The sequence below is a fragment of the Mesorhizobium sp. WSM4819 genome (assembly GCF_055811215.1).
This window is the reverse complement of sequence record NZ_JBVVQO010000020.1, coordinates 111,517-123,241: the sequence shown is the minus strand read 5'-3', so window position 1 is coordinate 123,241 and position 11,725 is coordinate 111,517. Positions and strand designations below refer to the sequence as shown.

Below are 11,725 nucleotides of genomic sequence, written 5' to 3'. Positions count from 1 at the left end.
CCCGCGATCAACTCTTCACCACCGAGAAGCTCAATCGTCTCGGCCCAGCCGTCATCTACAAGCGATTCGTGAGTCATCGCAGCGTAGAATCACAACCGATTCCCCGCTGCAACTCCTATCTTAGCGCATATGCCCTCGTGGGGGAGATCGGATGTCACCCCGGCTTTCGCCAATCACCAGTATCGAGGTAGGGCATGGCCGAGAATCCTTTCGACGACGAACCGGCTGATGTGACCGAACCCAGGCCTTCCGGCCGGCCGAAGCGAGCGAAAAAAACGCTGGCCGATGGTTTTCTGGACGCCATCCGCGCCGATTTCCGGGCGCATGGCGCCGGCGTCATCGCCGAGGTTCGTACCGAAAAGCCCGATCAGTATCTGAAGATCGTGCTGTCGGTGCTGCCCAAGGATCTGCATCTCAACATCAACAGTCTGGAAGCACTGAGCGATGGCGAAATCAGGCAGCGCATCCGCGGCCTCGAAGCCGTCCTGCGGCCGTTTCTCGAAAAGTCCGGCGTCGCAAGACCGGGCCTCGCAAAACCGGGCTGCGACGGCGAAGACCGAGTATCTGAGCCTGCTCAGGGAATTGGACCGGAGGCGGCGCACTACCAGCTTGCCGCCTACCGGCCTTATCCGCGACAGGCCGAGTTCCATGCGGCCGGTGCTGCCAACCGAGAACGCCTGTTCATGGCCGGCAACCAGCTCGGCAAGACAAGGGCCGGCGGCGCCGAATGGGCGATGCATCTCACCGGCCGCTATCCCGAGTGGTGGCAAGGCAAGGTTTTCGACACGGCCGTGCGGCTGTGGGCGGCGGGCGTCACCGCCGAGGGCACGCGCGACAACCCGCAGCGCATCTTGGTCGGCCCGCCGCAGCAGCCGGCGGCGTGGGGCACCGGCATGATCCCGGCCGACGCCATTGTCAGCACCATCATGGGGCGCGGCGCGCCGCATGGGCTGGACAGCGTCGTCGTGCGCCACGGCGGCGGCGGTGATGTGCAGGCCGATGAATCGGTGCTGTCGTTCAAGAGTTTTGAGAAGGGCCGCGAAAAGTGGCAGGGCGAAACGCTGCACGGCGTCTGGTTCGACGAGGAACCGCCGCTCGACATCTATTCCGAAGGCCTGACCCGCACCAACGCGACAGGCGGCATCACCATCGTCACTTTTACGCCGCTGCTCGGCATGTCGGAAGTGGTGCTGCTGTTTCTGTCGGCGGAAGCGGTGGTGGGAATGGGGTGAGGGGGCAAGTTCAGGAAGAGTGGGTCTTTTCGAGCAAAATCCGAAGACGTCCTTCCTACCTCGCGCTGCCCCTCATCTGCCTGCCGGCATCTTCTCCCCGTAAAGTGACGGGGAGAAGGGGCTGGCCGCGGCCTCGGCGCTCTTTCCGCAACGTTGGCAATTGGCGAAACCGACGATGGCGGCTTCTTCTCCCCGTTTACGGGGAGAAATGCCCGGCAGGGCAATGAGGGGCGGCGCGGCGCTAGCTCGGAAAGTCACGCCCAAACAACACCATACGGCCGGCGCCTGCCAACATGATTCAAGTGCGAGGGCGAAGAAATGACCCGCCACGTCACCTTCATGACCATCGACGATGCCGAGCACTACACGCCGCAGCAGCGCGCCGCGATCGTATCGGCCTATCCGGCGCATGAGCGCGAGGCGCGGGCCAGGGGCATTCCGGTGCTGGGTTCCGGCCGCATCTTTCCGGTGGCGGAGGAACTGATTGCCTGCGAGCCGTTCCGGCTGCCGCGCTACTGGCCGCGGCTCGGGGCGCTGGATTTCGGCTGGGATCACCCTTCCGCTGCTGTCGAGCTCGCCTGGGATACGGAGGCCGACGTCGTCTATGTCGCAAAAGCCTGCCGCGCCTCGCAGCAAACGCCGGCCATGCAGGCGCTGACCCTGAAACCGTGGGGCGAATGGCTGCCCTGGGCGTGGCCGCGCGACGGCCGCCGCGAGACGCTGGAAGGTGCGGGCGTGGCACTTGCCCGGCAATATGGCGCGCATGGGCTGAACATGCTTTCCAGCCATGCGCAATTCGCCGACGGTTCGGTGTCGGTCGAGGCCGGGCTGATGGAGATGCTCGACCGCATGCAGAGCGGCCGCTTCAAGGTGTTCTCGACGCTTCTGCCCTGGTTCGAGGAGTTTCGGCTCTACCACCGCAAAGACGGCCAAGTGGTGAAGCTGCGCGACGATCTGATGGCGGCGACACGCTATGGCGTGATGATGCTGAGGGAAGCGGTGGTCGACCCGGCCGAGTTCAAGACGGCACGGCGAAAGGCAGGGCAGAGCGATCCGCTGGGGGCGTTCCGGTGAGGGGACCCCGCCGATGACCGTTCGCATCGTCAGCGCTACGCTGCGCGACCTCTCCTACATCGCCGCCAACCTGCGGCTCGAGGACCGGACGGAGATCGACTGCCAGTTCGACGAATGGTCGCCGGCGCTGCTGGCGCTGACGGCGCTGCAGGGGTTTGCCTATGTCGCCGAGCTGAACGGCAATCCGGAGGCCGGCTTTGGCGCCGCCGAGCAGCGCGGCGGCCTATGGATCGCCTGGAGCTGGGGCACGCGCCGCATGAAGCGCTGCGTGCCTGGCATGACCGAGTTCTTTCACGCCGTGCTCGGTCCGCAGGTTGCCGCGCACGGCGCCTGGCGGGTCGAGGCGCGGGCGCTGGCCAGCAATGAACTGGCGCTGCGCTGGCTGGCCCGGCTTGGCGCCACGCAACGCTGCCGCCTGCCGGGCTACGGCAAGAACGGCGAGGATTTTTTGCTCTACGACTGGACGAGGGCGTCTGACTTTGGGTCGTCTGACTTTGGAGAAAGCTGGAACCATGTGCCTTTTTCAAAAGCCGCCGGCGCTGAAGCCGCTGCCACCGACACCGACCATTGCCGACAAGGACGTGCAGGCGCGCGAAGCAGCGCTCCGGGCTGAGCTCGAGCAGCGCCAGGGCACCGCCGGCACGGTCAAGACCGATCTGTCGCCGAGCGAACTCAGCGGCCGGCGCCGCGTGCTGCTGGGGGTGTGAGGTGGGTGGGAGGAGACGCACGAGGCTGGTAAAAGCGGTGAGGGTAGCGTCTAGCAGCACCCCCCTCTGGCCGGCGGGCCAGAGGGGGTGTTCAAGCACCGACATTGAACTCTGCGCGCTCCGGCTTGCGCGCAAAGGCCCAGACCATCAGCGGATATTCCTCGTCGTTGCTGAGGTCGCGCCATAGGCCGTAGGCGCGCACCGGCCCGCCGATATGGGCCTTTGCGCAGGCTTGTTGCCCCAGCTGAACACTTCAATGTTTGCCTGGGGGAAGCCGCCCTCGACCAGGACCTGCCTCAGGCCGGCGGCCGTCCAGCGGTTGTAGTCGTGCGGCCTGGCATGCACCCTGAACAGGAACGGCGTCGCCACCATCGCCCAGCCGCCCGGCCGGGTCATGGCGTGGATATTCTGTGCCGCGGCAAACGGGCGCTGCACATGCTCCAGCACCTGGTCGGCGATGACGACGGAATATTGCCGGTCGGTGCGGTCCTTGCAGATGTCGAATTCGGGAAAATCGACCGATGTATAGTTGGAGCAAATCGTCTTCCAGTGGCGGTTCCAGCCGGGCGAGATCTCGATCACGTCAGAGGATTTGCGGCCGTCGGCCTCAAGAAACGCGGTGAACGCCTCGATCTGCCTGATGCGCAGCCAGTTGCGGGAATCGTAGCCGATCAGCCGCTTTGCAACCTGCTTGCTTCGCCTCTTCAGGGCGCCGGGTAGGCTTTCCGTCATTATCAAATCGATCTCCTTGAGTCGCCGCCGCGCCCCCTTGAACATCGCAAAAGCGAACAAAATTCGACCTGGCCTTGGCAACATCTGGGCTTCGAACAAGCTGATACATCAGAACAAGGAAATGCCATGGCGAGCGATTCCCGTGCCCACGATATCCTGTCGCGACAGGCGGAACTGGAGAGCGAGCGCAGCCAGTATGAGGCTGTCTGGGAGGCGGTGTCGGAATTCTGCGACCCCGACGCGCCCGATGTCTGGAGTGGGCGCCGGGGCGCGGAACCGCAGGCCGAGCGGCAGCAGCGGCGCGGAGCCCGTGTCTACGCCGTTCGACTTCTGACCGGCGAACGCGAACCCGTGCGCGTGGCGACCACGTCAGCATCCTGCTCCATCGCCTGCAGACCATCGACGGCGTGCCGGCTGAGGTCGGCGACCGCGTGCTGATCAAGGACCAGGCCGACCCGACGCAGAACGGCATCTACACGGTGAGCGAAGGCGAGTGGTTCCGCGCCGCCGACGCCCGCACCGCCCGCACCTTGCAGAAAGGAACGACGGTCCACGCCCAGGTTGGGACAATCAATGCCGGCCGGGTGTTTGAATTCAGCGCCGACGCGCCGGTGGTGGGCAGCGATGCCATCACCATTGCCCCGTTCGTGCCGCCCGACATTGCGCAGGTAGTCGGTGCGGTGGTGACGCTGCGCGATGAAACGCAGGTGCTGAAGCATGCCACCGAGGCCAGTGCCGGCCAGGCCGCCGCCAGCGCGTCCACCTCCGCTGCCAATGCCGGACAGACCGCCGCCGATGTCGCTTCCACGGCGGCCAACCTGGCCGGCGCCCAGGCGGCACGCGACGCGTCGCTGTATGGCAAGGGCATCTTCCCGACGATCGTAGCCGCAATCGGCTTTGGCGTGGCTGGCTTCAGTGCCCTGGTCGGCGGCGCCGGCGGCACGGACGGCACGTTCGATCTGGCGTTTACCGGCGGCGCCGGTTCTGGCGCCGCAGGACGCTTCGTTGTCGCTGGCGGTGCTCTGACGATGATCCTGATCACGGCACCCGGCTCCTACGCGGCGGCGCCGGCTTTCAGCTTTGCGGCCTCTGCGGGATTGGCGGGCGCAAGTGCGGCGGCGGTTTTGGGCCGGAATGTTGAAGTTGGTGAGTACTTTTGGACCGAAATCAGCGACGGCATCATGGGAATGTACACCGTGGCGGCTGGGCCTGTTGCCGTCGACACCGGTGTTCGCGCGTCGGCAGCGGAAGTTGTCGGCTTGATCGGGTCGCGGACGGTTGGGCCGGCCCTGATCACGGGCTCCGTCGGCGGCACGGCTGTTACCAATACCAGCGCCTATTATTGGCCGGGCTCTCTGTCGGCTGTCGATGAGTATCTGTCGAGCCTTGAACTTGGCTTCGGCGCTGGAGCAGGAACAATCCATATCGTAATTGCCCACGCCGAGGGCGATGGCACTTTAACTCTCGTCTCTCAACAAACCATCCCTGTCGTTGCCGGCCCGTCTTCCGTCAACTCGGGTCTCTCGATCCTGAAGCCAGCCGGCAGTGTCATGGGCCTGCAACGGACAGGAGCCGGCACATGGTATTATACGGCGGGGTCCATTCCGAACGGCGAAAGCAAGTGGTTCACGGCGACGGTTCCTACGTCACACACAGCCAAGACCGTCGACTTTGTCAATGGTCCGCAATGGAAAGCCACTTTCACGGGCGAAGTCGGCACAAAGGCGCGTGCAGCCTACGACACCGCAAACGATCTGGTAGACATCGTCGGCACTGAGCAGGTGGTCGGCTGGCCGAACCTGGTCAACACCGGCACGAATACCCCGGCGAACTACAGCGTCGTCATGCAAACGCCAGCGCCGGCCGATGGTTACATCACGGAAATCGATGTCGGTGCCAGCGGGGCCGGCACGGCCAACATTCACGTCATCCAGTACAATGGCGATCTAACCGTCAACGTGATCAGCACGCACCAGATCGCGTTGGCCAATGGTGTGAGCGAAATCTCCCTCAGCATACCGATTGCAGCGGGGCAGTATCCGGCAATCAGCGGCGGCGGTTACAAGTTTCAGAACAGCGTCAACCCGCAAGGCATTCCCGCATGGATCAGGTCCGGCGTGCTGTCGAACGGCGCTATTGTGGCATCATCGACCCTGCACCGCTATGAGGTTGCGTTCACGATCAAAACTGGCCTCATCGCCGACGCTGCGCGGGCTCTGACAGGCGGCACACAGAACACCGGCATGAACCTGCTGGCGGACGCCGACCCGAATGGCGTCGTTGACGCGACCGCAATCTTTGCCTCGGCCGCTGCTGCCCATCCAAACCTGTATGTGCCGCCCGGCAGCTTCGCGTTGACGGCTATGCCTAAGTCGGGTGACGGTTTTTGGGGACCAGGAAAGCCGTTCGTCGGCGGCCGGAGGTTCTTCGTTCCGGCCCGCCCGTCGCTGTTTAATCTCTATGATGGCTTCCGGGCCAAGATGGCAGAGCATATCGCCAACAACGATGTGCTCTGCTTGATCGCCGATAGCATCGGTCATTGGGCGTTGGCCAGCAATGGCCCGGCGCATTGGTTTAATCGAGTTACCCAATTTGCCAATCTCGGCATTGCCGATGACGAGCCGGGCATGACGGCGCTGCGGCCAAGCTCCACCTACACGCCGGCCTTCTATGGCGTTGCGACCAGCGGAACCGTCTCGACGGGAACGCGCGGGCCACTTGGCGAAAGCATCATCCTTGCGGATGGCGCGTCCCTAGCGTTCACTGGAGCTTATGAACAGGTCGATGTCCACTACACCCGGGACGCCGGTCAAGGTTCGCTTGCCTTCGCTTTCGACGGTGGCGCGGCGTACAAGACCGTCAATGCTGCCGGCGCTCTGGCGCTCGATCAATATTCCGGCCCGTCGCTGACGGGGCAGGCTGCGAGCGGCAATTACACGTTGACTGCTGTAGGCGGCCCTGTCGAAATTACCGGGCTTATCCGTCTTGGAGTTAAGGCGCCGGGATCACGCCCTCGACTGCGCTCACTGCGCGCCGCGCATGGGAGCTATACTTTCGCGTCATTTAATACGGCGCGTCTTACCTCGGCAATCGTTCAAGCGAGCTATGCTGGCGGCAAGATCGTTCCGATTCTCGCACTTGGCATCAACGACAGTTTTGGTACCGCGCCGGCTACGATTTCCACGAACATCGCTGCGGTGCTTAATACGCTGGAGGCAGCTGCCGCACCTCGCATCCTTGCGATGCCGCCGACCCGCCCGTCTTCGGCCTGGAATGGTAGCTACACTGGCGGGCGGACTTACGACGCGGCGCTTGGCGCTATCCGCCAGACGTACCGGTCACGAAACGTGCTGACGATCCCGATTGATGGTTTCGATTATGTCGACGCTGGAGCCTATCAAGAGGGGCTTCACTTCAACGACGTCGGTCATGACAGCAACGCCTTGCGCTTCATCGAATATGTCGCGGAGAGAGGATAGGCAAATGGCACAGGCAATTCAGCACAAGGGTGAGACGGTAGCCAAACTCCGGGAAGGCGAGGAGTGGGTCGTTGTCGGCACCAAGATCGAGCGGCATGGGCTACCTCACGTCGACACTGTACATGTCGGACGAGCTGCATCCGAATGCAGCCTGCGCCATGCCACCTATGACGCCGAATGCCTGCGTCAAATGGTGCGTCGGGGTCTCTTCGATGCCTAGACTGAAATGGTGGCGTGTGGCAGATGTTCGCAAATGCGTATCTTCTCCACCATTCTCGCTGTTCGCCGCCGCTTTTCGTCTTGGATCGCCACAGGCGCCGCAAGGGAGAATGCCGTCATCGGGCCGCGCACGAAGTTCGGTGCCGGGGCGGAGATCTTCAACATTCATGGCGACAGGTCCCGGGTCTCAATCGGCGCGGACAGCCATCTGGACGGACATCTGCAGGTCTTTGCCCATGAGGGCCGGATCAATATCGATGACTGGTTCTACCTTGGTCCAGGCTCGACGATTTGGTCGTCGGATCCGGTGGGGATCAAGATCGGCAAACATGTCCACGTCTCGTGGGGGGTGGCGATCCACGATACCAACTCGCATCCCATGGACCCGCAGAAGCGTTTTGCACAGATGCAGGCCATCTTTCGCGAAGGCCATCCGCGCGTCGACCCAGGCATCCGCTCAGCACCGATCACAATCGGAGATGATGTCTGGATCGGCAACAGTGCCATGATAATGAAGGGTGTCACGATCGGCGACCGGGCGATAATTTCAGCCGGCTCAATCGTACGGTCGGACGTTCCGGCCGACGCTTTGGTGCGGCCGGACCGCGACCTGGTGAAATGAAATGATGCCTTCGCTCATCAATGAGCGTCGTCCCATCATGGAGCGCCAACCATTCGCTTGCGCCAAGGCGCGGGCGAATGGCAACGGCTAATGGCGGCTGTCTTGCGGCTTGTTGTGAGGCTGGCTGTTCGACCACCAGACAAAATACAGCGAACCCACCTTCATGACCGGCACGCGGCGCTCGCGTTCGCGCCCCCGCAATTCGCGATAGACTTTTACCTTCAAGGTGCCGCCCGGCAGTTTGATGCGCACGGCCATCGGTTCAACTCCGCTGTGCAATTCAATGATGATGTGCGATGCAGCAATTAGAGAACTTCCCCAGCCGAAGAGTCAACCGCCGATGCGCGCGTTTGTTGGCTTGACCGGAAGGGTTCAAGCGCAGCCGCCCGAGGTTTTTCGGGCCGTCAAGGCGCTGCCTGAGATCGGTTTGGATCGTCGTCGGGCTGGTCGTTCAACGGACGCGGCCGGTTCGACCACCAGCTGAAATACAGCGAGCCCAGCTTCAGAACCGGGATGCGGCGGGCGCGCTCACGCTCGCGCAACTCCCGATACACCTTCATCTTCAAGGTGCCGCCCGGCAACCTGATACGCACTGCCATTGCTCCCAACCCCCGTTGTGCAATGCAGCGACTTAGAGAGCTTCCGTGGCGGAAGAGTCAAGGGCTGATCGTTGATTATCTCTGCGGCTGTTTTCCGGGACCGGCTTGAGCGGGAGAATGGTGAATGGTGAATGGTAGTAGTGAGTAGTGAGTAGTGAGTAGTGAGTAGTGAGTAGAGCACCTTCTTCACTATTCACTATTCACTATTCACTATTCACCCACTCCCTTTGGCGGGCGTCCGGACGGACGATCCGAAATGCTGCTCGGCCACCAGACGATGAAATAGTCTCCAAGCCGCCAGACCGGGACCTGGCGCTTCTGCTCGCGGCGGCGCAGCTCGTCCTTTTTCTTGATCTTCAGTGTCCCGCCCGGAAGCCTGATCCTGATTGTCACGCGCCCTCCGCACCTGTTCCCATGGGGTATGAACGGTTCATGGGAGCAGTTTATTCCGGCTAAGCGGTTTCCATCCCGATGGCAAGACGGATCGAGCTGTTCTCAACTGGTCAATGCCGTCAGTTGAAGAAATTCGCCATGCCCTGGAAGGCCAGGAACGCATAGACTATCGGCCCGGCAATCAGCCCGCAATAGAGGCACAGGATCACCGCCAGCGCGACAAGCAGCGGCTTGTCGCGGCCGACCGCGCAGAGCTCGGCCTTCACCGTCCAGCGCGCCGTTCCTTCGTGTTGCGACATCGGCAAATCCCCACAGTTTGGGGCCATTTCACACAATCGCCTGCAAACATCAACCTGGGAAAGGACAAGACCATGGACATGACGTTCAAGGGCGCCGCCAGGCGCCTCGACGATCTCGATCTGCCAAGACTCGGCGCCAGCATCGGCGTCGGCGAAGACGAGATCCACGCCTTTCTCGATGTCGAAACCAGCGGGCATGGCTTCGACGCCCAGGGCCGGCCGGTGATCCTGTTCGAGCCGCATGTGTTTTACCGCAATATCGCGGGCGCGGCTCGGGCAAAGGCGGTAGCGGCCGGCCTTGCCTATGCCAAATGGGGCGAAAAGCCTTATCCCCGCGACAGCTATCCGCGCCTGAAAGCCGCCTGCGCCATCGACGAGACGGCGGCGCTCAGATCGGCGTCATGGGGGCTCGGCCAGGTGCTCGGCGAGAATTTCAGGGCGGCCGGCTTCCCCACCGTGCAGGCGATGGTCGAAGCCATGATGGCGGACGAGGCGCTGCAGCTGGCGGCGGCGGTCAATTTCATCGCCGCCAACCGGCTCGACGGCAAATTGCGCAAGCATGACTGGGCCGGCTTCGCCAGGGGGTACAACGGCGCATCCTATGCGAAGAACGCCTACGATATCAGGCTTGCCGAGGCGTTCCGCAAATGGTCCGGGATCAGGAACACGCCGCCCCCTCCGGCGCCGGTTCCGATCCCGCAGCCGCCGCAACCGAAGGGTTTCACGCCCGCCAAGGCAGAGCCGGGCAAAGCCGGAGTGCGGCGCGGACCGTTGTCCGGACCGTTTTCCGGATCGTTGTCCGGATTATGGGCCGCAGTGCTGGCTCCGTTGGTCGCCGCAATCCTCTCCCTGTTTCGAAAGGCCCCCTCCTGGTTTCGAAAGGCAAAGCCATGACCTGGTTCAATACCAACGCCGCGCACAATCTGATCAATGTGCTGATCCTGCTGCTCACCGGCCTGGTCGGCTTCGACTGGACGCTGTTCGGCATCGACGCCGCCCTGGCGCTAAAAATCACCGGGGTGCTGGCCCTGCTCAAGATCCTGATCAATGTCGTGCGCGACGGCGTCGCCGGCCTCGTCAGAAACCAGCCTGCCGTGGAGGGCAATTGAGATGTGGGTGCTTTCTATGCTGGGCGCGCTCGCCGGCAACACGACGATCTTGGCGATTTTTGCCGCGCTCGTCGGCGGCATCGGCCTGTTTGTCGCCGGCGGTCGGGCCAACAAGGATGCGGCCAGGCGAGCGGCGGAAAAACTCGTTGCCGTCGAGGAGCGCCTCGAAATGGACCGCGAGGCGACCGATGCCGAACGCGCGGCGCGCGACCTGCCGGACGAAGCCGCACGGCGGGAGGCGATGCGATGGTCAAAGCGCTGATGCTGCTGCCCAAGAGCCTGCTGTTCGGGTGCCTGTTGCCCAAGTGCCTGCTGTTTGGCGGCCTGCTGCTCGCCGGGTGCGCAACGCCGGTTTCGCCGGCGCGCCAGGTCTGGTGCGACCACAACCAGCCGCGCCGTGCGTCCGCCGCCGTCGTCGCCGCCATGACGCGGCCCGAGCTCGACGAAATCAATGCCTACAACGGCAAGGGCGCCAGATGGTGCGGGTGGAAGCCATGATACAGGAACTTCTCGACGCGCTCGGCATCAAGGCGCCGGTGGTGGTCGCCGGCCTTTCCGGCGGGATTTTGCGAGCCCTGTCGCGCCACCGCTACAAGGTTCGCGAGATGGTGGCGTCGCCGATCTGCGGCGCGCTGGCGGCGGCCTACCTGACGCTCCCCGTGGTGCTTTATATCCGCGCCGGCCTGGCGATTCCAACCAACGACGACACCACGACGCTGGCCGCGGCGTTCCTCATCGGCGTCTCGGCGATGTGGATCTCGGACATCGTCTTCGAGGTGGTGGTCAGGCGGTTCAAGCCGGAGAAGGAGGAGTGGCCCGAGAAGAAGGAGTGAGACCGCGGCTGTCTTGTTGCGCCGCAGTAGCACTCTTGCGGGAGACACTGGTAAAGTGGGGTGAAGGTGCGGAACCACGGCCGAAGCTGCGCGTTAGGCACGACCTTTGCGAGGATGCAGCATGCCAGCTCGCCCAATCGTCGCGACAGCCGCAGCGATCCTGATCGCCGCCACAAGCATGGCTCACGCCCGGCCGGATACGCGCGCCATGACATGCGAACAGACGCAGTTTCTGATCCAGAGCCGGCGCGCGGTGGTGCTGACCACCGGCCGCAACACCTATGACCGCTATGTCCGCCGGTTCGGCAATGAATGCGACTGGCCCGAAGTGCCTGTCGCCGCCTATGTCAGGACGCTTGACGGTCAATGCCGGGTCCACCGATGCGAGGAGCCGGTGTTCGATTTCCCGGACTAGGAGCGCTGTTGC

Annotated in this window: 17 protein-coding genes and 1 pseudogene; 13 read left to right on the top strand and 5 right to left on the bottom strand. The window is 63.4% G+C overall.

The features are described from left to right. Positions 1-194: 194 nt before the first annotated feature. The 3 genes from AC0L18_RS19345 (at position 195) to AC0L18_RS19335 (ending at position 2,919) form a co-directional block, all read left to right on the top strand. Positions 195-1,232 (top strand): terminase large subunit domain-containing protein, encoded by a 1,038-nt coding sequence (locus tag AC0L18_RS19345; RefSeq protein WP_473493762.1) that lies wholly within the window; start codon positions 195-197, stop codon positions 1,230-1,232. Between the two features lie 318 nt (positions 1,233-1,550). Next, positions 1,551-2,306 carry a phage terminase large subunit family protein gene (locus AC0L18_RS19340; RefSeq protein ID WP_236376779.1) on the top strand — a complete coding sequence of 252 codons (756 nt, stop codon included), beginning with the start codon at positions 1,551-1,553 and terminating at the stop codon, positions 2,304-2,306. A gap of 13 nt (positions 2,307-2,319) precedes the next feature. Then, on the top strand, positions 2,320-2,919 hold the full coding sequence (locus AC0L18_RS19335) for a hypothetical protein (protein ID WP_473493761.1): 600 nt from the start codon (positions 2,320-2,322) through the stop codon (positions 2,917-2,919). Positions 2,920-3,104: 185 nt separating this feature from the next. On the opposite strand, the pseudogene AC0L18_RS19330 reads toward AC0L18_RS19335, so the two are convergent. Then, a pseudogene (locus AC0L18_RS19330) lies at positions 3,105-3,745 on the bottom strand (methyltransferase domain-containing protein). Between the two features lie 126 nt (positions 3,746-3,871). Between AC0L18_RS19330 and AC0L18_RS19325 the strand changes: the two are divergent. Genes AC0L18_RS19325 through AC0L18_RS19310 form a run of 4 tightly spaced genes read left to right on the top strand, consistent with a single transcriptional unit; the run spans position 3,872 to position 8,065 of the window. Then, a complete protein-coding gene (locus AC0L18_RS19325) occupies positions 3,872-4,183 on the top strand; it encodes a hypothetical protein (protein ID WP_473493760.1) in 312 nt (103 codons plus the stop codon). Then, the gene (locus tag AC0L18_RS19320) at positions 4,177-7,224 is read left to right on the top strand and encodes an SGNH/GDSL hydrolase family protein (RefSeq protein ID WP_473493759.1); all 3,048 of its coding nucleotides are present in this window, start codon (positions 4,177-4,179) and stop codon (positions 7,222-7,224) included. The genes AC0L18_RS19325 and AC0L18_RS19320 overlap by 7 nt, the downstream gene beginning before the upstream one ends. A 4-nt stretch (positions 7,225-7,228) precedes the next feature. After that, complete coding sequence (locus AC0L18_RS19315) at positions 7,229-7,444, top strand: hypothetical protein (protein WP_287263347.1); 216 nt, start codon at positions 7,229-7,231, stop codon at positions 7,442-7,444. Between the two features lie 33 nt (positions 7,445-7,477). Further along, the gene (locus tag AC0L18_RS19310; protein WP_287175839.1) at positions 7,478-8,065 is read left to right on the top strand and encodes an acyltransferase; all 588 of its coding nucleotides are present in this window, start codon (positions 7,478-7,480) and stop codon (positions 8,063-8,065) included. Positions 8,066-8,152: 87 nt separating this feature from the next. Here AC0L18_RS19310 and AC0L18_RS19305 read toward each other — a convergent pair whose 3' ends face one another. The 4 genes from AC0L18_RS19305 to AC0L18_RS19290 all read right to left on the bottom strand — a co-directional run bounded on the left by AC0L18_RS19305 (position 8,153) and on the right by AC0L18_RS19290 (position 9,356). Beyond that, on the bottom strand, positions 8,153-8,323 hold the full coding sequence (locus tag AC0L18_RS19305) for a hypothetical protein (protein WP_023798595.1): 171 nt from the start codon (positions 8,321-8,323) through the stop codon (positions 8,153-8,155). 146 nt (positions 8,324-8,469) lie between these two features. Then, positions 8,470-8,664 carry a hypothetical protein gene (locus AC0L18_RS19300; RefSeq protein WP_128170507.1) on the bottom strand — a complete coding sequence of 65 codons (195 nt, stop codon included), beginning with the start codon at positions 8,662-8,664 and terminating at the stop codon, positions 8,470-8,472. 210 nt (positions 8,665-8,874) lie between these two features. Then, positions 8,875-9,057, bottom strand: a complete 183-nt coding sequence (locus tag AC0L18_RS19295; protein ID WP_023798597.1) for a hypothetical protein — start codon at positions 9,055-9,057, stop codon at positions 8,875-8,877. Between the two features lie 119 nt (positions 9,058-9,176). After that, complete coding sequence (locus tag AC0L18_RS19290) at positions 9,177-9,356, bottom strand: hypothetical protein (RefSeq protein ID WP_031254697.1); 180 nt, start codon at positions 9,354-9,356, stop codon at positions 9,177-9,179. A gap of 72 nt (positions 9,357-9,428) precedes the next feature. Between AC0L18_RS19290 and AC0L18_RS19285 the strand changes: the two genes are divergently transcribed. From AC0L18_RS19285 to AC0L18_RS19260, 6 genes are all read left to right on the top strand, one after another. Beyond that, positions 9,429-10,250 carry an N-acetylmuramidase family protein gene (locus tag AC0L18_RS19285; protein ID WP_473493758.1) on the top strand — a complete coding sequence of 274 codons (822 nt, stop codon included), beginning with the start codon at positions 9,429-9,431 and terminating at the stop codon, positions 10,248-10,250. After that, positions 10,247-10,465: a hypothetical protein gene (locus AC0L18_RS19280; protein WP_473493757.1), complete on the top strand. Its 219-nt coding sequence runs from the start codon at positions 10,247-10,249 to the stop codon at positions 10,463-10,465. Before AC0L18_RS19285 ends, AC0L18_RS19280 begins: the two co-directional genes overlap by 4 nt. Position 10,466: 1 nt before the next feature. Further along, positions 10,467-10,727 (top strand): hypothetical protein, encoded by a 261-nt coding sequence (locus tag AC0L18_RS19275; RefSeq protein WP_091599070.1) that lies wholly within the window; start codon positions 10,467-10,469, stop codon positions 10,725-10,727. Next, on the top strand, positions 10,712-10,963 hold the full coding sequence (locus tag AC0L18_RS19270; RefSeq protein WP_287073200.1) for a hypothetical protein: 252 nt from the start codon (positions 10,712-10,714) through the stop codon (positions 10,961-10,963). The genes AC0L18_RS19275 and AC0L18_RS19270 overlap by 16 nt, the downstream gene beginning before the upstream one ends. Further along, a complete protein-coding gene (locus AC0L18_RS19265) occupies positions 10,942-11,298 on the top strand; it encodes a hypothetical protein (RefSeq protein ID WP_473493756.1) in 357 nt (118 codons plus the stop codon). Before AC0L18_RS19270 ends, AC0L18_RS19265 begins: the two co-directional genes overlap by 22 nt. A gap of 121 nt (positions 11,299-11,419) precedes the next feature. Next, positions 11,420-11,713 carry a hypothetical protein gene (locus tag AC0L18_RS19260; RefSeq protein ID WP_287223980.1) on the top strand — a complete coding sequence of 98 codons (294 nt, stop codon included), beginning with the start codon at positions 11,420-11,422 and terminating at the stop codon, positions 11,711-11,713. Positions 11,714-11,725: the final 12 nt, after the last annotated feature.

What these genes read in the sequence shown, in the direction of transcription:
- AC0L18_RS19345 (WP_473493762.1), top strand. Translation starts at nt 195, where the DNA reads ATGGCCGAGAATCCTTTCGACGACGAACCGGCTGATGTGACCGAACCC.
- AC0L18_RS19340 (WP_236376779.1), top strand. Translation starts at nt 1,551, where the DNA reads ATGACCCGCCACGTCACCTTCATGACCATCGACGATGCCGAGCACTAC.
- AC0L18_RS19335 (WP_473493761.1), top strand. Translation starts at nt 2,320, where the DNA reads ATGACCGTTCGCATCGTCAGCGCTACGCTGCGCGACCTCTCCTACATC.
- AC0L18_RS19325 (WP_473493760.1), top strand. Translation starts at nt 3,872, where the DNA reads ATGGCGAGCGATTCCCGTGCCCACGATATCCTGTCGCGACAGGCGGAA.
- AC0L18_RS19315 (WP_287263347.1), top strand. Translation starts at nt 7,229, where the DNA reads ATGGCACAGGCAATTCAGCACAAGGGTGAGACGGTAGCCAAACTCCGG.
- AC0L18_RS19310 (WP_287175839.1), top strand. Translation starts at nt 7,478, where the DNA reads ATGCGTATCTTCTCCACCATTCTCGCTGTTCGCCGCCGCTTTTCGTCT.
- AC0L18_RS19305 (WP_023798595.1), bottom strand. Translation starts at nt 8,323, where the DNA reads ATGGCCGTGCGCATCAAACTGCCGGGCGGCACCTTGAAGGTAAAAGTC.
- AC0L18_RS19300 (WP_128170507.1), bottom strand. Translation starts at nt 8,664, where the DNA reads ATGGCAGTGCGTATCAGGTTGCCGGGCGGCACCTTGAAGATGAAGGTG.
- AC0L18_RS19290 (WP_031254697.1), bottom strand. Translation starts at nt 9,356, where the DNA reads ATGTCGCAACACGAAGGAACGGCGCGCTGGACGGTGAAGGCCGAGCTC.
- AC0L18_RS19285 (WP_473493758.1), top strand. Translation starts at nt 9,429, where the DNA reads ATGGACATGACGTTCAAGGGCGCCGCCAGGCGCCTCGACGATCTCGAT.
- AC0L18_RS19280 (WP_473493757.1), top strand. Translation starts at nt 10,247, where the DNA reads ATGACCTGGTTCAATACCAACGCCGCGCACAATCTGATCAATGTGCTG.
- AC0L18_RS19275 (WP_091599070.1), top strand. Translation starts at nt 10,467, where the DNA reads ATGTGGGTGCTTTCTATGCTGGGCGCGCTCGCCGGCAACACGACGATC.
- AC0L18_RS19270 (WP_287073200.1), top strand. Translation starts at nt 10,712, where the DNA reads ATGGTCAAAGCGCTGATGCTGCTGCCCAAGAGCCTGCTGTTCGGGTGC.
- AC0L18_RS19265 (WP_473493756.1), top strand. Translation starts at nt 10,942, where the DNA reads ATGGTGCGGGTGGAAGCCATGATACAGGAACTTCTCGACGCGCTCGGC.
- AC0L18_RS19260 (WP_287223980.1), top strand. Translation starts at nt 11,420, where the DNA reads ATGCCAGCTCGCCCAATCGTCGCGACAGCCGCAGCGATCCTGATCGCC.